Annotated in this window: 14 protein-coding genes and 4 pseudogenes; 8 read left to right on the top strand and 10 right to left on the bottom strand. The window is 68.2% G+C overall.

From position 1 onward, the window contains the following. Positions 1-3: 3 nt before the first annotated feature. Positions 4-213 carry a hypothetical protein gene (locus ACRAS8_RS36075; protein ID WP_438490701.1) on the bottom strand — a complete coding sequence of 70 codons (210 nt, stop codon included), beginning with the start codon at positions 211-213 and terminating at the stop codon, positions 4-6. 37 nt (positions 214-250) lie between these two features. Then, positions 251-523: pseudogene (locus ACRAS8_RS36070) on the bottom strand (hypothetical protein); the annotation flags it as partial. A gap of 182 nt (positions 524-705) precedes the next feature. Here ACRAS8_RS36070 and ACRAS8_RS36065 point away from each other — a divergent pair. The 4 genes from ACRAS8_RS36065 to ACRAS8_RS36050 are packed head-to-tail and all read left to right on the top strand — an operon-like array spanning position 706 to position 6,451. Then, complete coding sequence (locus ACRAS8_RS36065; RefSeq protein ID WP_438490242.1) at positions 706-1,431, top strand: WXG100 family type VII secretion target; 726 nt, start codon at positions 706-708, stop codon at positions 1,429-1,431. After that, the gene (locus ACRAS8_RS36060; RefSeq protein ID WP_438490241.1) at positions 1,428-5,336 is read left to right on the top strand and encodes a DUF6531 domain-containing protein; all 3,909 of its coding nucleotides are present in this window, start codon (positions 1,428-1,430) and stop codon (positions 5,334-5,336) included. The genes ACRAS8_RS36065 and ACRAS8_RS36060 overlap by 4 nt, the downstream gene beginning before the upstream one ends. A gap of 33 nt (positions 5,337-5,369) precedes the next feature. After that, positions 5,370-6,107, top strand: coding sequence for a hypothetical protein (locus ACRAS8_RS36055; protein WP_438490240.1), 738 nt, complete (start codon positions 5,370-5,372; stop codon positions 6,105-6,107). Further along, positions 6,104-6,451: a hypothetical protein gene (locus tag ACRAS8_RS36050; protein ID WP_438490239.1), complete on the top strand. Its 348-nt coding sequence runs from the start codon at positions 6,104-6,106 to the stop codon at positions 6,449-6,451. The genes ACRAS8_RS36055 and ACRAS8_RS36050 overlap by 4 nt, the downstream gene beginning before the upstream one ends. 274 nt (positions 6,452-6,725) lie before the next feature. Here the strand turns inward: ACRAS8_RS36050 and ACRAS8_RS36045 are convergent, their stop codons facing one another. Then, positions 6,726-7,592 carry an alpha/beta fold hydrolase gene (locus ACRAS8_RS36045; protein ID WP_438490238.1) on the bottom strand — a complete coding sequence of 289 codons (867 nt, stop codon included), beginning with the start codon at positions 7,590-7,592 and terminating at the stop codon, positions 6,726-6,728. A gap of 65 nt (positions 7,593-7,657) precedes the next feature. Here ACRAS8_RS36045 and ACRAS8_RS36040 point away from each other — a divergent pair, with 65 nt between their 5' ends. From ACRAS8_RS36040 to ACRAS8_RS36030, 3 genes and pseudogenes are all read left to right on the top strand, one after another. Continuing rightward, entirely contained in the window at positions 7,658-8,212 is a 555-nt protein-coding gene (locus ACRAS8_RS36040) for a helix-turn-helix domain-containing protein (protein ID WP_438490237.1), read from the top strand. A 281-nt stretch (positions 8,213-8,493) separates the two neighbouring features. Continuing rightward, positions 8,494-9,693, top strand: a complete 1,200-nt coding sequence (locus ACRAS8_RS36035) for a hypothetical protein (RefSeq protein ID WP_438490236.1) — start codon at positions 8,494-8,496, stop codon at positions 9,691-9,693. 228 nt (positions 9,694-9,921) lie between these two features. Continuing rightward, positions 9,922-10,421 (top strand): annotated as a pseudogene (locus ACRAS8_RS36030) (transposase); the annotation flags it as partial. Positions 10,422-10,455: 34 nt separating this feature from the next. Here the strand turns inward: ACRAS8_RS36030 and ACRAS8_RS36025 are convergent. The 3 genes and pseudogenes from ACRAS8_RS36025 to ACRAS8_RS36015 all read right to left on the bottom strand — a co-directional run. Continuing rightward, positions 10,456-10,834: pseudogene (locus ACRAS8_RS36025) on the bottom strand (helix-turn-helix domain-containing protein); the annotation flags it as partial. A gap of 351 nt (positions 10,835-11,185) precedes the next feature. Beyond that, positions 11,186-11,578 carry a hypothetical protein gene (locus ACRAS8_RS36020; protein ID WP_438490235.1) on the bottom strand — a complete coding sequence of 131 codons (393 nt, stop codon included), beginning with the start codon at positions 11,576-11,578 and terminating at the stop codon, positions 11,186-11,188. Between the two features lie 427 nt (positions 11,579-12,005). Further along, complete coding sequence (locus tag ACRAS8_RS36015) at positions 12,006-12,632, bottom strand: hypothetical protein (RefSeq protein ID WP_438490234.1); 627 nt, start codon at positions 12,630-12,632, stop codon at positions 12,006-12,008. 723 nt (positions 12,633-13,355) lie between these two features. Between ACRAS8_RS36015 and ACRAS8_RS36010 the strand changes: the two genes are divergently transcribed. Continuing rightward, positions 13,356-14,612 (top strand): erythromycin esterase family protein, encoded by a 1,257-nt coding sequence (locus ACRAS8_RS36010; protein ID WP_438490233.1) that lies wholly within the window; start codon positions 13,356-13,358, stop codon positions 14,610-14,612. Between the two features lie 108 nt (positions 14,613-14,720). Here ACRAS8_RS36010 and ACRAS8_RS36005 read toward each other — a convergent pair whose 3' ends face one another. The 4 genes and pseudogenes from ACRAS8_RS36005 to ACRAS8_RS35990 all read right to left on the bottom strand — a co-directional run bounded on the left by ACRAS8_RS36005 (position 14,721) and on the right by ACRAS8_RS35990 (position 16,543). Further along, the gene (locus tag ACRAS8_RS36005; RefSeq protein WP_438490232.1) at positions 14,721-15,077 is read right to left on the bottom strand and encodes a hypothetical protein; all 357 of its coding nucleotides are present in this window, start codon (positions 15,075-15,077) and stop codon (positions 14,721-14,723) included. 24 nt (positions 15,078-15,101) lie between these two features. Beyond that, a complete protein-coding gene (locus ACRAS8_RS36000; protein WP_438490231.1) occupies positions 15,102-15,545 on the bottom strand; it encodes a transposase in 444 nt (147 codons plus the stop codon). A 109-nt stretch (positions 15,546-15,654) separates the two neighbouring features. Beyond that, a pseudogene (locus tag ACRAS8_RS35995) lies at positions 15,655-15,846 on the bottom strand (transposase); the annotation flags it as partial. A 388-nt stretch (positions 15,847-16,234) separates the two neighbouring features. Further along, a complete protein-coding gene (locus ACRAS8_RS35990; protein WP_438490230.1) occupies positions 16,235-16,543 on the bottom strand; it encodes a hypothetical protein in 309 nt (102 codons plus the stop codon). Positions 16,544-16,796: the final 253 nt, after the last annotated feature.

The following is a 16,796-nucleotide window of genomic DNA, read 5'->3' as shown; positions in this document are numbered from 1 at the left end:
TGATCACGTCGTCGGGGCAGCGGAGGATTCTTCGTGGTGATCGGCGGCGTGCCGGTCCAGCCGGGCCAGCACATCGTCCAGGTCGACGGTGGTGAACCTCCACTGGAACGGCTGTGCCGCGGTGTTGTGGCGGTCTTCGAAGGCTCGGAGCCGGTTCCTGACCTGGGCAAGGTCGGTGAAGTCGTTGCGGTGAGACGGCCTTGCGCCGGACAACGGAGAAGTAGATTTCGACTTGGTTCAGCCAGGAGGCGTGGACGGGAGTGTGCACCATCACGGCGTTCGGGAACGCCGCCGTCAGCCGGTCGGCGGCCTTCTGCCCGCGGTGGGAGGAGTCGTTGTCGACGATCCAGTACACCCGTTTCGCGCTGGCGTAGGGCTCCTGGTCCATGACCTGGATGACCAGGTTCATGAACGGGATTCCGGTGCGCTCTTCGGTCCGGCCGAACACGCGGGCGTGGCGGATGTCGTAGGCAGCGAGGTAGGCCACCGCTCCACCGCGGCGGTGGGTGTCGTTGACGCGCATCGCGCGGGCCCTTCCCGGCGGCAGGCCGGGGTGGCAGCGGCAGCGGGCCTGAATGGGACACACGGCACAGCACGTCACGACAGTGCTCGAAGTAAACGTTGACCGTCGGATTGCCCTCGCTTTAATCGGCGACGATACGTTGCCACCACAGGGCTGACGATGTCTCATGTGGGGGGATTGCGGTGGCACTGGAATTGCCCGATGCGGTGGTGACGTTCCTCGACTTCGTTGGCGTCCACTGGCCGAATGTCAACGAGGACAAGGTCAGCGAATTCGCCGGCCACGTGCGGGACTTCGCGAACAATCTGCAGCAGAGTCACCAGGACGCCACCTCCTCGGTGGAGCAGTTGTCCCAGATCTATCAGGGCGCGTCCTATGACGCCCTGATGGCCAAGTGGGGCCAGATGTCGTCGAGTCACATGAACGAGCTGGTGACGGCCTGTCACACGGTGGCGACCGCGCTGGACGCCGCGTCCGGTGTCATCGTGGGCATGAAGGCGGCGGCCATCGCCGAACTCGTCGTGCTGGCCGTGACGTTCGTCGCGGACCAGGCGGCCGCGGCCGTCACGTTCGGGATCGCCGAGGCGGCGGAGGCCGGGATCATCGCGGCGGCTCGCAAGGCGACTAGCTATCTGGAACAGCAGTTGGAGCAGTACGTCATCGGCCAGGTGATCGAGGCCGCCATCACCCCGCTCGTCGACGTGGTCGGCAAGGCGGTGAGCGGGCTCGTCTACGAGGGCACCGCCAAGGCCCTCGGTGTCTCCGCCGGCGGGGGTGCCGGGGAGAGTTTCTCGGTCCATCCCGAGGAACTGCACGCCCGTTCGCAGAAGCTGTCCGCACACGCCGAGACGGTGGCGGCACACGCCGAGGACTTCAAGAGCAAGCTGAGCGGGGTGGATTTCGCGTGACGAACCGCATCGTCAAGGCGCTGGAGGACGGCGCGAAGCGACTCGGCCAGAAGCTCGGCGACGACGCCGGGAAGGCCGTCAAGAACCTCTACCACGACACCGGTGAACGCCTGCGGCAGGTGGCGAAGAACCACGCGGAGACTGACGCCAAGCACGCGGCGGACATGAACGACATCCTCAAGGGCCACCACGGTGACATGCCCAAGGCCCCGCACACGGGCCCGTCCTCGGCGCCGCATTCGTCGTCACCGCACCCGTCGCCGGGGTCGGAAGGTCCCAAGGGTCCCTCGAAGGGCCCCGGTTCCGGTCGGCCGGACTCCTCCGGCCCCTCGCTGCGGGACGGGGCGAACCGGGATGGCGTGGGATCGTCCAAGCCCGCGGGCGGCCGCTGCAAGGGCGGTGACCCCGTCGACCTGGTGTCCGGCGAGATGGTCCTCACCGAGACCGATGTGCGCCTGCCCGGCCTGCTCGATCTCGTCGTCGAGCGCACCCATCTGTCGTCCTACCGGTGCGGCCAGTGGTTCGGCGGCTCGTGGGCCTCGACCCTGGACCAGCGCCTGGAGGCCGATGAGCGCGGGCTCGTCCTCGCGACCGCTGACGGCATGCTGCTCTCGTACGACGTGCCGAGCCCGGATGCCGCGGTCCTCCCCCATCACGGCCCGCGCCGCGAGCTGTACTGGGACGGGACGCCGGCCGGCGAGATCCTCGTCACCGACCGCGGCACCGGGCACACCCTGCACTTCCTGCCGGCCACCGTGACCCCGGCGGAGGCCGCGGCCGGCCGGGTGTCCCTCCCTCTCCAGGCGATATCCGACCGCAACGGCCACCGGGTCGACATCTGGCGCGACGACGACGGCACCCCCTTCGAGATCCGGCACAGCGGCGGCTACCGCCTCGCCGTCGACACCGACGGCGGCCGCGTCGTGGCGCTCCGCCTTCTCGGTACCGAAGACGGCGGTACCGGCACGGTGCTGCGGCGCTACAGCTACGACCAGGGCCAACTCGTCGGGGTCACCGACTCGCTGGGCCACACCACGCGCTTTGAGTACGACGACGCGGGCCGCATCGTCGAGCGCGTCGACCGCAACGGCGGCTGGTACCGCTGGGAGTACGACACGGCCGACCGCTGCGTCCGCGGCACCGGCTCCGACGGCTACCTCTCCTGCACGCTCGCCTACGACCCCGTCAACCGCGCCAACCGCTACACCGACTCCCTCGGCCGCACCACCGTCTACCACTACGACGCCCTGCGGCGCCTGACCGGCTGGACCAACGCCGAGGGGCACCGCACGCACCGCACCTGGACCGGCCCGGACCTGCTCGCCTCGGTCACCGACGAGCTGGGCCACACCAGCAGCTACACCTACGACGAGCACGGCAACCTCACCTCGGTCACCCGCCCCGACGGCCGCACGACGCGCGCCTCCTACGACGCGCTGGGCCTGCCCGTCGAGATCGTCGAGGTCGACGGCGCGACCTGGCGGCACGAGTACGACACCCACGGCAACCAGCTCCGCACCACGGACCCGACCGGCGCGGTCACCGGCTTCGCCTACGACCGCGGCAGGCTGACCGCCGTAACCGACCCTCTGGGCAACACCCGTACGGTGGCGAGCAATCCGGCCGGCCTGCCGCTGGCGGTCACCGATCCGCTGGGCCACACCACGGTCGTCGAGCGCGACGCCTTCGGCCGGGTCAGCTCGTTCACCGACGCCGGCGGGCGCACCGAGCGGTTCGGCTGGACCGGCGAAGGCAAGCCGGCGTGGCGGCAGTTCGCCGATGGCGCGACCGAGACCTGGGAGTGGGACGGCGAGGGCAACCTGGTGGCCCACACCGACCGCCTGGGCCAGGTGTCGCGGTTCACCTACACCCACTTCGGCATACCCGTCACCCGCACCGCGCCCGACGGCACCACCCACACCTTCGCGCACGACACCGAACTGCGGCTGACCACTGTCACCGACCCGCGCGGCCACACCTGGGACTACGCGTACAACGCGGTGGGCCACCTCGTCAGGGAGAGCGACTTCCAGGGCCGGACCGTGGAGTACCGGCCGGATCCCACCGGTGAACTCGCCGCCCGCACCAGCGCAGCGGGCCACACCACGGTGTTCATCCGCGACGAGCTGGGCCGCACCGTCGAGGAGCACTCGGCCGACGGCATCGCCACCTTCGCCTACGACCCGGCCGGCTGCCTGCTGCGGTCCGCCAACGCCACCACCACCGTCACCCAGACCTACGACGTCCTCGGCCGCAAGCTCTCCGAGGACGTCAACGGCCGCACCACGACCTGGACCTACGACGCACTGGGCCGGCGCACCAGCCGGCGCACCCCGAGCGGGGTGGTCTCCACGTGGTCGTACGACGCCGCGGGGCGACCGGCCACCCTCGACGTCGGCGGCGACCGGGTGGGCTTCGCGTTCGACGACGCCGACCGGGAGGTGCGGCGGCTCATCGGACCCGACCTGGTCCTGTCCCAGGAGTGGGACGCCGTGGGCCGGCTCAGCGCCCAGGCCGTCGTCCGCGGCGCCGACACCCTCCAGCACCGCGCCTACGCCTACCGCGCCGACGGCCGGCTGAACGGGGTCACGGACTCGGCGGGCGGCACCCGGCGCTTCGAGCTCGACCGGGACGGCAGGGTCACCGCCGTGCGCGCCCAGGACTGGACCGAGACCTACGCCTACGACAGCGCCGGCAACCTCACGCACGCCGCGACCCCCGGTGACGACGCGGCCGGTACGGAGCGCACCTTCACCGGCAACCGCATCGAGCGGTGCGGGCGCCACACCTACGCGTACGACGAGGACGGCCGGATGGTGCGCCGCACCACACGGCTCCTCAACGGCCAGACCCGCACCGCGCACTTCACGTGGAACACGGCGGACCAGCTCACCGACGCCGTGCTGGCCGACGGCTCCCACTGGACGTACGAGTACGACACGGCAGGCCGGCGCACCGCCAAGCGCCGTCTCGACGGGGACGGCGGCACGGCCGAGGAGATCCGTTTCGTCTGGGACGGCACCCGGCTCGCGGAGCAGGTGACGTCAAACGGCACCGCCACGGCCTGGGAGTACCACTCCGGCACCCACCGGCCGCTCACCCAGACCGTCGTGCACGCCGGGGGCCGCCGCGACTTCCACACCGTGGTCACCGATGTCTCGGGCGCCCCGACGGAACTGGTCACTCCCGACGGGCGGATCACCTGGCAGCTGCGCACCACGGCCTGGGGCAGACCCGTCGGCGACGGGAGCGGCGACCCCGGCTGCCCGCTGCGGTTCCCCGGCCAGTACGCGGATCCCGAGACCGGGTGGAACTACAACTACTTCCGCCACTACGACCCGGAGACGGCCCGCTATCTGACCCCCGACCCGCTGGGTCTGGTGGCGGCGCCCAACCACTACGCCTACGTCGACAACCCGCTCACCACCGCCGACCCCCTGGGTCTGATGCCGCAGCGGGGCCCGAACGGCCGCTTCATCCCGAACCCGAACGGCCCGGCGACCCACAACCGCGACAGCGAATACCCCGGCAGCTACCGGCAGTCGACCCATGACGCGATGGCGGCGAAGTGGACGGTGGAAGGGCAGGCCCAGGGCGGCGTGCCACGCTTCCCCGCCGGTCACCCGGAGGCCGGCCAGCGCATCCCGCGGGACCAGCTCAACTGGTTCAACTCCAAGGGGGAACCGGTGCCCGCCGGCAAGGACCAGCTCACCTACGAGCACCTGCACCCGGTGGTCGACCACTGGAACAAGACGGGCTACAACGCGGACCGGGCCACCCGTAATGACTTCTACAACGACTTCAATAACATGGAGCCCATGTCCCGCAAGGACAACTCCAGCGGCGGAGGCAAGATGACCTCCACCTACCGCCAGGACACCGGCCCGAACTACTCCTGCTCCTGAAGCAGGTTCCCCACCGCAGAGGAGCCACCCACCATGGACCTGACGTCGAAGCTGGCCGACCAGCCCGGCGCGGAGCCCGTCCCCGGCGTGCCGGACGCCTGGCACTGGTCACGCATGATCTTCTCGTTCGACGCCGCGGTCGCGCGGGGCCGCGTACTGGAGATGCGCGTCATGGGCGAGTACGACCCGGCACTGGCCCGCGCCGTGCTGAACCTCGCCCGCGACCGCGCGGAGGAGGTCCTCGGCAGCGAGCGTCCGCTCGTGGCGCTGGACGGGCTCGCCTGCCCCGGGTGGGGCTTCGACACGGTCGCCGCCGTCGGACCGGAGGTACACGAGTACCACGGGCAGGAGGACGCCGAACTGCACAAGGCGACGGTGGCGCTCTTCCCCGCCTGGCGGCAGGAGTTCTCCGGCACCGAAACCCTCGCTGAGGCCCGTCACCAATTCGACCGGGGCCTCCAGCCGACGCGCCTGCGCCGTGACCCGGTCCCCTTCCTCCGTATGCACTACCGCAACGAGCGCACCGGAAGCCACAGCGAGGGCCCGGAGCGCGGCCTGGCGACCTTGGACGTCCTGCAACACGAACTGTCCCTGCTGCCCGGCTCTCCCGGCAGCCATGTCGAGTGGGAGAACCGCCTCGGCGCTGCCTTCCGGGCCGAGTGCGGGGACGAGCTGACGGTGCGGGGAGCGGACGGGTCGCGCCCGACGACCGGGGACGCCCTGGTCGCGCTGGCCGAGCAGTCGGTGCTGCACCCTGAGGAGTCCGCGTGACCGCCACCCGTGCCCTCACCGCTGCCGGGGCCGTGTACGACAGCCCGGACGGGGAGACCCTCTACGACCTGCTCAGCGAACTGAACCTGGCACTGCCGTTCCTCGTCGTGGAACGCGCGGACGGACGCGATCCGGAACAGCACTACATCCAGGTCCACCTCGCCGAGGACGGGAGCTGCCTGGTGGAGTACCGCGACGGCGGCCCCGACCAGCACTTCCGCACCATCGTGGCGCCGCCCTACGCCATGAAGGGCCACGACGAAGTCGCGGCACTCGTCACGAGCTGGGCGCAGGACGACGGTGAGTGGCGCCTGCGCGGCCCATGGCAGCAGGTTCGGGTGTAGCGGCCTTGGGGCGATAGCACAACCATCGGCACCAAAACCGTTGCAGTACTTACTCCAGTTGCAGTTCGCTGTTCCTGCTGGTGAGGAGTCGGTTTCTGGGCGTGCCCGGTCACCGAGCCGCGGCACACCGAAAGCACCCGCGCGAAATCGAAACGCCTGGTGGGCCGCGGCATCCATCGCCGAGGAACCCTGCCTGGTCACCCACGCCAAGCCGACACCAGCCGTCCCAGCGGCCAACTCACACTGGCGTCCGGCGAAGCCCGCACCACACCCCTCAGACCGACCGGACGCGCCGGCCCGGAGCCCGGTCGAGGAGGTGTCCGATCCTGTCTGCGACGATCCCCGGCTGCTCAGCCTGAATGAAGTGCCCCGAGTCGACCTCTTCGAACCGGCCATCCGGCAGCGTCTGGACCCAACGTCGCTGATGTTCAGCGATGACGGCGTGCTGCTGTCCCCGTCCCTTCACGGGGCGGGATGCCGAAAGCAGGAGGGTCGGACATGCCGGAAGACCGGGCGGCTGGGCGCGGAGCTGGGGGATGGCTGCGGACACGGCCTTGAGCTCTTTCCTCGTTTGCGCGATGCCGGCTGGGACGAGGTCCTCGGCGAGCATGGTCGCGTAGGTGTCCGCCGGGAAGACGCGGCGGATGTTCCCGCTGGCCATGCGGGCCAGCGAGCGTGACCGGACCAGCGCCTGCGTCACGCCCATGGCACGGTCGACCTTGGCCACGGTCTGGTCGAACGTGTCGTAGACGGGCGCGCTCTCCGGCGTGGGATCGAGCAGCAACAGCCCCCGCAGCCGTGGCCCCAGACGTTCCACGGCGCGGCGAGCGACCAGCCCGCCCATGCTGTGTGCGACGAGCACGAAGGGGCCGGGGACCACTGCCTCGACCATGGCGATCAGGTCCGCGGCCATGTCGTCGATGCCCAGTTGCACCGCTGTCCGGCCACTGCGGCCGAAGCCGGCACGGTCGTAGGCCACCAGTCGCCCTCGATCCGTCAGCAGCGGCAGCACCGGGTCCCAGCAGGTACGCCCCAGGCCCTGGCCGGCTTCAAAGACCACCCACTCCGGCCCCGTACCGGACTCCTCGACATAGACGGACCGACCGTTCACCTGCACCGCCCGCCCCACTGCCTGCCTCATGGTCCCCTCCCACGGCACTACGTTTTCAATTTCGATAACGGTATCGCATGTGAAACAGTAGGGTCATGGACACGGTCGACCTGCTTCTCCACCCGGTGCGTCTGCGCGTGGTGCACGCGCTTGCCGGCGGCCGGGTGCTGACCACCTCGCAGCTGTGCGCGCGCATGCCCGAGGTGCCGAAGGTGACCATGTACCGGCACGTCGCCCTGCTGACCGAGGCGGGCTTCCTGGAGGTCGCCGCGGAGCAGCGGGTGCGCGGCGCCGTCGAGCGGCACTATCGGCTGCGCCAGGACCGCCCCGTGGTCGACACCGACGCGGCTGCCGCGATGTCGCTGGACGACCACCGCCGAGGCTTCGCCGCCGCCATGGCCGTGCTGATCGCGGAGTTCAACGCCTACCTCGACCGCGACGGCGCCGACCCCGTCGTCGACTCGGTCTCCTATCGCCAGGGCACCCTCTGGCTCAGCCCGGACGAACTCGCCGAGATGAACCACAAGTTGCTCGCGATTCTGGGCCCCCTACTCGCCAACCAGCCAAAGCCGGGCCGCGCACCGTACCTCCTCAGCCGGATCTTCTTCCCATCTGAGCAGGCACCCTCCGACGAGGACCGACCGGGCTGACAAAGGCTCACACAACTGCCTCTGAGGGGACATCCGGTCCGACAGGGGAGGTGCTGTGGGCAGAGACCGTCCGGGTACACAGACTGCCGACCAAGAAGGGCAGCAGTTGCGGCGCATCGTGGTCGGGACAGCTCCAGTACGGTGTGCCGCGCACCGGACAAAATCCGCTGGCGCGTACAACCTTCTCGCTTCCACTCTGGTCTCCTATACCGGTACCAACCGCACCGAGCAGGAGCAGAACCATCTCCATCAACCGCAAGGGCCTGGCCGCCATCGGCTGTGTGGCCCTGATATCCACCGCATCCGCCGCATGCGGCCCGTTCGAGAAGGTCAGTGCAGGCACCAAGGTCCAGCAGGGATTCCAGAAACTGGGTGAGCGAAAGGCGCTCACCGCGGAGTTCCGGATCTCGGCGAACGAGCAGCAGATCTGGTCCGCACTGAAGAACACCAAGGGCTTCCAGCGTGACTACGCCAAGATCATGGCCGGCCTCAGGCTCTCCGTGTGGTCGGCCCCCGACAAGCCGGTCAAGGACGTCTTCAAGGACCCGCAGGCAGGCGTCCACATCCCGAGCGGATATGTGTTCGCGGTGGATGGCGGACAGCCCGTCGTGGACATCCGTTCCGACGGCAAGAAGATGTACCAGCGCATGGACTTCCAGCGCCTCGCCAAGCTGACGCCGCAGGGCAGCGCGAACCTCGCGCGCCAGAAGGGCGAGCTGGACAAGCTGCCGTCGCCCCTCAAGGAGATGATGAGCGGGCAGTGGGTGGCCTACGACGTCAAGGACTTCGAGGAGTTCGCGAAGAAGAAGCAGCCCGGCCTCGGCGGCCCCGGCGCCGGCCCCGCCACCCAGCTCAAGGTCGAGGACCAGAAGAAGGTGATGGACGCCTTCGAGAAGGCGTTCATCGACAACGCCGACCTCCAGGACGCGGGCAGCAAGGGCGGCGCGGACCACGTGACGGCCACCGTGCCCGCGAGGAAGGCCATGACGACCCTGGCCAAGGGGCTGGAGCCGATCGCGGAGAAGAACCCGTCCCTCGGCTCCCTGAAGGACAGTGTCAAGGACGTCCCCGAGAAGGACATCACGCTCGACATTGCCATCAAGGACGGCACCGTCTCCGAACTGACCCTGAACCTGGCCCAGTTCGCGGACGACAACAAGAAGGTCGACGGAGAGCTTCCGCTGTCCATCGAGCTCAAGGGCGAGGCCCCCGCGTTCGAGGCTCCGTCCGGCGCCAAGACGGTCAAGCCCAAGGACCTGGAGCGGGCCGTCAGCGAGCTGCAGTCGGCAAAGCAGCGCGAGGCCGGTGAGGATGAGGACTCGGCCCCGGCCGGCGGCAGCTCCGCCGAGATCGAGCAGCAGCTGGAGAAGATGCGCAAGCTGGAACGGGAGCACCCCTCCCCGGAAATGACGAAGCTCCGCCGGCAGATGGAGGACCTGCTCGAAATGGCGCGCAGCGCGGAAGCGCGGCAGCACGCCTGACAGGAGTGACCGCGGACGCACAGCCGATGGGCGGGGCGTCCGCGCTGTCGTACCCGGGCGACCCGCAGCCGTCAGACGCCCCGAGGACGGCGGTCTCCACCTGGATCAGGTCGCCGCGTTCTGCAGCCTGCCCGGAACGCGTCGCCGAGCACACGGAGCTGCTCGTGCGTTGATCGAATAGGTTCGCCAGGTTAGGGCGCCTCTGATGGATCTCCGTGGAGGAAGGAGCGGCGCCTGGTGCGTGCTCTCGCAAGGCGCCGGGAGATCTTCCGGGCGGACTGCCTCCACCAACTACCCCAGGTCGAACGGGCCATGGGACACCAGGCGGCAGCTCTCCTCCAACAGCTGGATGCGGCTTGCACCAGCGTCGCCCAGCTTGCATCAGTAACCGAGGAGGCAATCCTCGCCCACCCGGACGCGGACATCATCACCAGCTTCCCGGGGCTATCCGTCCCGTCCGGGGCACGGGTCCTCGCCGAGCTCGGCGATGATCGCGAACGCTTCGCGGACGCACGGGCGATGAAGGCGTACGCCGGCGCGGCTCCCGTCACGCGGGCCTCAGGGCGAAGCCACGTCGTCGTGGCCCGAACCGTGGCGGAGAGCGTCACACAGCAGCACTGAGAAACCTGTTCAACAAGTTGCTGGGCTGTCTCTACCACTGCCTCCAGAAGCAGACCCACTACGACCCCGATCGCGCCTTCACGGGGCCCGTGGCTCTCGCCGCGTGAGCCCTCAGCTTGACCAACCAGCGACATGAGATGTCTTCGACTTCCCGGCCACCTCGTGGTCGCGGGTGGGCACCAGGGTGTCGTCCACAATGAGCACGGTGCATTGGCGGAATCGCTTGCTTGCGGGGCCGGAGCGCGAGCCGAGGTCAGAGGCGCTTAATGATGCGGCCGGCCGCGGCCTTCGAGATGCCGAACAGCGGGGCGAGCTGGCGCAGCGGCAGTTTGGTGCGCCACTATGCGGCGACCAACAGGACCCGGTCCCCCAGCGGCAGGCTCCAGGACCAACCCTTGCGGACCGGGTCGGCACTGTCGCGCCGCAGCGCGGTGAGCGGCTTGGCGAACTGCAGCGGGCTCAGCCCGGCGAACGGGGCTATCCAGGACGGCTCGGACGCCGCGATCACACCAACGAGCACATGGTGTCGAAGGCCAGCGCCTCCTCACCGTGAGAGAGCACTGGCGCACATCCCTGATGATCGCCTCCGACGTGAGCGGCGAGTCCTCAAGCAGCGCCGACACCTGCGCTCGATACGACAGTTCACGGCCCGCCCCGATGTCACGGACGAATGGATGCCTGCCCCCGCATCCTCGCCGTGCGGCGGAGAGCTGTCGACTCACGTGATCAGTTGCGGGACAGCCTTTCGCCACCCCAGGCCGCGGAGAACCGTGATGTCGAATCCCTGGCATCTGGGCCGGCTGGTCGGCTTCGGTCTGGAGCCGACCAGCCAGTGTGCTCCGCAAGGGCCCGCTGGGCGGCGCGGTTTGGATCAGCCGCAGTCGGGCGTCATCGAGGCGACGGGCGCGCCGCTCAGTTCCTTGTCGCCGAAGCCGTCGATCTCCTGCTCGGAACCGGCGAAGTGCGCCTTGTCGTTGAGGCGCACGATGCAGCCGAAGGTGTCGGGAATCGGGTTGCGTGCCGACAGGGGCTTGATCACCGGGTCGAACGAGTCGACCTCGGGAAAGGTGAAGCCGGCTTTGGTGACCTTGACGTTGAGGCGGTAGAGGACTTGCCCGGTCTGGTGCGGTCCGCTGAAGAGGCAGAACTCGCCCTTGCGGCACGCGTTTGACGCGTCGGAGGCCGTGGCGGCGGGGGCGGCGGAAGTCGAGAGGCCGACGGCCGTCAGAGCGGCCAGAGCGAGGCGTATAGCGCCATACGACACGAGAACTCCTTGAATAGGAAACGAAGGGGCAAACCTGCCGCGCGTCAACCTATCGAAGATCAATTCACGGTCAACGGGCCTTCGCGGGATCAAGCCACTTCCAGCCAGGACCAGCGGCAACGGTTGATCGAGCATTACCGAGCAGGAGTCCGCACGTCTGGACCTGCGGGCGTTCCGCACGCTCAATCTGCAGCTGGCAGTCGACGACCCAAGTTCCCCGCCAGATGCCGCGCCGCGAAAGCCGCGTCGTCGGACTCCGCGGCCATCAGCTGCAGGAGTTGGACCGTGGCGCGTGACGTGTGCCTCGCGCAGGGTCAGGAGTGGTAGACGCTGCTCCTCCTCGTCGATGATGCCTTCGATGAGGTCCAGGAGATGGTCATCCAATTCGTCGTGATCCGAGAACCGGAAGAGCCAACCTCAAGCCCGTTCATTCAAGGCGCACCGGAGCTACGCGAAGCTGCTCGCTGTGCAACCAGGTGAAGGTGCGATCCGGCTCAAGCCGCGCGTCTCCCCAATGGACGACATGGATGCCGCTCTCCGGCGCGGCCGTGAAGAATAGCGATACGAGCTTCGTCGAAGCCCCCAACGCCTCGAAGGTCTCGTGCAGTTCCTCGTACTCCTCGGTCGTGAAATCCTCTTCGAGGGGAAACAGGCCCTCCTGCGGCTCGGGCCCATGACTCAGCAACAACCGGCGCCGGGTAGGCGAAGCATTGGAAGCCAACCGTGCGCGATGCAGCGGCCGAGGTCGGTCAGCGTATTTGTACGGGAACAGCGCATGCTCATTGATGACGGCGTACTCGAACCCACGCACATCACGCACAGCCTGACCCAACTCACGAGCGAAGTCCGCCAAGTGCTCCCGCACCGCCTCCGACAAGGTCGCCCCATAAGGCCCGCGCTTCTTCAGCCCCGCGGTCAGATGAGCCGCGTGAGCCCGCGCATGAGCCCTGGCCAACTGCTCCGGGATCGCCTCGACGAGTCTGCCGGCATGCCGCCCGAACCGCTCCACAGCCCAATCCGACGGCTCACCATGGCCATCATCCAGCACGGACACGCAGAGTCCCCCTCTCCCATCGCCCCGCCCCACTCTGTGTGACATAGGCGCGGAGACACCGGCAAGGGAGCGATCCGGCCACCCGGCCTGACAGGGCGCCCCGCCCCCGGGAAGCGCATCCACGTTCGATACTCAGAGTCAAATCCGACAAGGCGAGCGACGACTTCCCAGACAACCTGGTGCAGCCGCAACACGGCATCCAACAGGCCGCCGCTAACCTCAGAGGGCGATATATAGGTTGATGGGTGCTATTCGTCGTTTCGTAGCGGTAACCCGGCTGGTCGGTGGGTGGAACTCATCGAGACCGAGCCGGGCTTGTTCACCCAGCCGCGCCCGCAGCCCGGCACCGAACCCCAGAGCCAGCGGGCCCGACCCAACACCAACCCCCGTAACGGGCATCAACTCACATAAGCCTGCGAGGGAGCCCCCGGCCACGCGATCAAGCACCGGAAAATTCGCGTGCCCGTGTGCGACGCCCAGTGTTAGTTTTTCGACCATGGCAGTCTTCAGCAACTTTCTCTGACGGGGTTCGTCGACAGACGCAGCGCGCCGTTGGCCAATGGCCCGGTGCCGGTTGCGTCTGCGCATCGTCGCGTCGCCGCGTCCGCCCGCATGCGGACAGGCGGCTGTGTCCTGAACCTCCGAGCCGAGAAATGAGCTCCAGCTGTGCCTGTTCAGCCTTCTTCTTGTTCTCCCCGTGCCGTGCTTGCCGATTGGTTCCGCATGCACTCCACCACCCTGACCACTCTTGATCCGCAGCAGCCCCTCGACGACCTCGAAGTGCTCCGGGAGATCGTCGGCGACGCTCGGGTCATCGCGATCGGTGAGGGCGCCCACTTCGTCGAAGAGTTCTCCCGCGCACGCCAGCGGGTGCTCCGCTTTCTCGCCGAACGCTGTGGATTCACCGTCTTCGCCATGGAGTTCGGCTTCAGTGAAGCCTTCCCCCTCGACCGCTGGCTGCAGGGCGAGGGCGATGACGGCGACCTGGCGAACGTCAGCCGTGCCGCCGCCGAATGGGGCGCCGCAGACCTCATGAACTGGCTGCGCCACCACAACCGCACCAGCGCCCACCCCTTGCGCTTCGCCGGCATCGACGTCCCCGAAGCCGGCGGCGCACTACGCCCCGCCCTGGAGCCCGTGGCCGACTACCTGCGCGAGGTCGACCCCGACGCACTGCCCCTCGTCGATACGGTCCTTGAGGTCAGCGACCGGTTCCTCAAGGACTGCGGCTCCGGCGCCGCGGCCGGACCCGCGTGGGCGGCCCTGCCTGCCGACGAGCAGAACGAACTAACCGCCACACTGGCGCGCCTGCTGCTGCGGCTGCGCGCCGCCGAGCCGCTCCACGTCTCCCGCAGCAGCCAGAGCCACTTCGACATCGCCAGGCGCCGGGTGGAAGCAGCCTGCCACACCGACTACATGTACCAGGCGATGAACGCCCTGCTGTCCGGCCGGGGTTTGACGGCGGACCTGTCGGTGCGAGAGATCTACATGGCCGAATCCGTGCGCTGGCATCTTGATCACACAGAACCGGGGTCCCGGATCGTCCTTGCGGCACACAACAACCACATCCACAAGACGGCGTTTTCTTTGGAGTTTGCCGGCGGCCTCACCACACTTCCCATGGGCCAGCACCTCCACCGGATGCTCGGCCAGGACTACCGCGCAGTGGCCCTCGTCCACACAGCAGACCATGTGCCGGAGATGTATCCCGACCCAAGCGCCGCGGTCGGCTTCACCCTCGCCGAAGCCCACCTTGAGCCTGCCGCACCCGGCAGCGTCGAGGCCGCCCTCGCCGACTCCGGACTCGCCGACCAGATCACCTTGACCGACCTGCGCCACGCACCGCGTGATGCCCAGGGGGCACCACTGCTCAACGGGATCCGGTTCCAGAGCTCTCACCTGAGCACCCCAGTCCCTGAGGCATTCGATGCCGTGATCGCCGTCCCGACAGTCACCCGAGACCGCACAGTGCGCTTCTGACCCACCCGAACCCGATCAGGCGGGACCTCCTGACGGAGGCCCCGCCTGCCTACGGCCCAAAGCGGCGGGCTCGGTGCTGCCCATACCGAACGCGGGCCTTCGCCTCATTCAGCTTGAGTTGGTTTCTGTGTCGTTCAGTGTCGGCTTGATGAGGGTGAACAGGCCGGGCTCGGGTTCGGTGAGCACGCCGCGGTTCACCAGGCGCTTCAGCTTGGCACGGGTGCCTTCGGTGTGCCGCGGCTCGGTGCCCGGACCGAGTGCCTGGCAGACGTCCCTGGCACGGAGTCCTTCCTCGGCGTTCTCGATGGCGGCCAGGACCTTGCTATATCCGGCGGGCAGCGGCTCGGGCGGTGGGTGCCGTCCTCGGTGGCCAGTTCCAGGAGTGTCTGTCGGGTGATCTCCAGGCGTTTCAAGGTGCCTGGCGGCGGTGAGTTGCTCGGTGAGTGAGCGGGCGGAGCATGACATCGGTCATGGACCAGTGGATCACCGCTACCGAGCTGGCTGGCTTGGTCTCGTAGTCACGTGCGACTCGCCGGTGTTGCATAAGGGTGCCGTAGGTCTGTTCGACCACCACCGCTTGGGCTCCGGGGTGAACCCTCTTGCGCCGGGCTCGCGTTGCGCGATCTCGACGTCGATGCCGAGGCGGGTGGCATGCTCGACGGCGGCGTTCTTGAAACCGGCGTCCACCCACGCCTTGGTCACCGTGGGAGCACTCGCGGCTACCTTGTCCAGCAACGTGATGCCGATGGCGTTGTCGTGGACGCTCGCGGCAGCCACGACAACTTCAATGACCAGGCCGAGGACGTCGGTGGCGATGCCTCTTTTGCTGCCTGGGCTCTTTTTGCCCGGATCCAGTCCGGTGGTGTCCCTGGGTACGTTGGTCGAGGCCCGCACGGTCTGGGCGTCCAGGACGACGGCGGTGGGTCCTCGCACCGCTTACGCATCTCTCGGACCTGCCAGCGCAGCAGTTCGTGGATGTTCTCGGCCGTGCCGTCGTAGCGTCAGAGAGCGAAGTAGTAGTACACCGCGCTCTTGGGCGGAAGGTCATGCGGGAGCAGCGCCACTGGCAACCGGTGCGCGCCTGATAGAGGATGGCGTTGACGATCTCGCGTATCTCGTACCGGCCCTGGCGCCCGCTGACCGAGGGACGCTTCACCTTCCAGGCGGTGATGACCGGCCGGATCAGCTCCCAGGCTTCATCCGACAGATCACTCGGGTACGGGGGGACGCCCACCCATGTCCACCAGCGCACCGCAACGGCGGCGAACCGCAAGCCCCGGAACCGGACAACCTTCCTCCAAGCACTACGAGAACCGCCCAGGACTCGCAGAACACCCTCTCAAGGCGTTCCGTCGACCTCCGCACCAGGCTTCTCGATGCCATCGAGCAAGTCCACGCACACCCCCACTGGGACACGGCGCCTGGGCGCCACCGGACCCGACGTCGTCCAGGCTCGCACGCGGCTCAAGCACGTCGACGACAAGACAACAAGCAGGACGACTGACCGGAGCCAGAGACGAAGAAGCCCCGTCCAGGCAACTTCAGGACTGAGCGCCTTGCAGTCTGCACGCCAGGACACCGGGCAGGGCCGTCGGGCGTCATCCTGCTACACGTCGAGATGCCTACTCCACCGCATACAGCAGCCTGTACTCGGCACCATCCGCCCTGAAGTGCAGACTGCGCTCACCAGGCGTATCCGTGATCCACTGCTCACCGAGCTGACCGTCCCCACCTGAGGCGCCGGCCTCCCCGAGAGAGACGGCAATCGTCCCCGTGAAGTCGCAATCGTACCTGACGGTGAACATCCGATCTCCCCGCACTGTTCCATTCCACACAGTGCCGCGATCCCGGACAACAAGCCTCGGCTCATCGAAGCCGCTCCAGCCCTCAGTTGTGACGCACTTGAGCTTCTCCAGATACAGCTTGGCCATACCGTCCCCTGCGAAGGATCCATCTCGACACTTCACATCCTGCCGAGCCCCAATAAACGATCACTAAACGATCTGGCGCGGCATTCCTCTCACAAGGCAGCAGGAGCGCAAGGTCACCGTCCTCGCGACGAACTCCCCGTTCACCAGCCCCAGATGAGTGGGACAAAGCCTTCGGTGACCGCCGGCGCCGGCTCTGCGCAGCCTTCTCCGAAAGGCCCACCTTCCGCGCCATGGCCGGCCACGACGTACATCG

The sequence above is a fragment of the Streptomyces sp. S186 genome (assembly GCF_051603415.1).
Lineage (GTDB): Bacteria > Actinomycetota > Actinomycetes > Streptomycetales > Streptomycetaceae > Streptomyces.
The sequence above is the reverse complement of the archived record's forward strand: the minus strand, read 5'-3'. Positions and strand labels throughout refer to the sequence as shown.

What these genes read in the sequence shown, in the direction of transcription:
- ACRAS8_RS36055 (WP_438490240.1), top strand. Translation starts at nt 5,370, where the DNA reads ATGGACCTGACGTCGAAGCTGGCCGACCAGCCCGGCGCGGAGCCCGTC.
- ACRAS8_RS36045 (WP_438490238.1), bottom strand. Translation starts at nt 7,592, where the DNA reads ATGAGGCAGGCAGTGGGGCGGGCGGTGCAGGTGAACGGTCGGTCCGTC.
- ACRAS8_RS36010 (WP_438490233.1), top strand. Translation starts at nt 13,356, where the DNA reads ATGCACTCCACCACCCTGACCACTCTTGATCCGCAGCAGCCCCTCGAC.
- ACRAS8_RS35990 (WP_438490230.1), bottom strand. Translation starts at nt 16,543, where the DNA reads ATGGCCAAGCTGTATCTGGAGAAGCTCAAGTGCGTCACAACTGAGGGC.
- ACRAS8_RS36005 (WP_438490232.1), bottom strand. Translation starts at nt 15,077, where the DNA reads ATGTCATGCTCCGCCCGCTCACTCACCGAGCAACTCACCGCCGCCAGG.
- ACRAS8_RS36040 (WP_438490237.1), top strand. Translation starts at nt 7,658, where the DNA reads ATGGACACGGTCGACCTGCTTCTCCACCCGGTGCGTCTGCGCGTGGTG.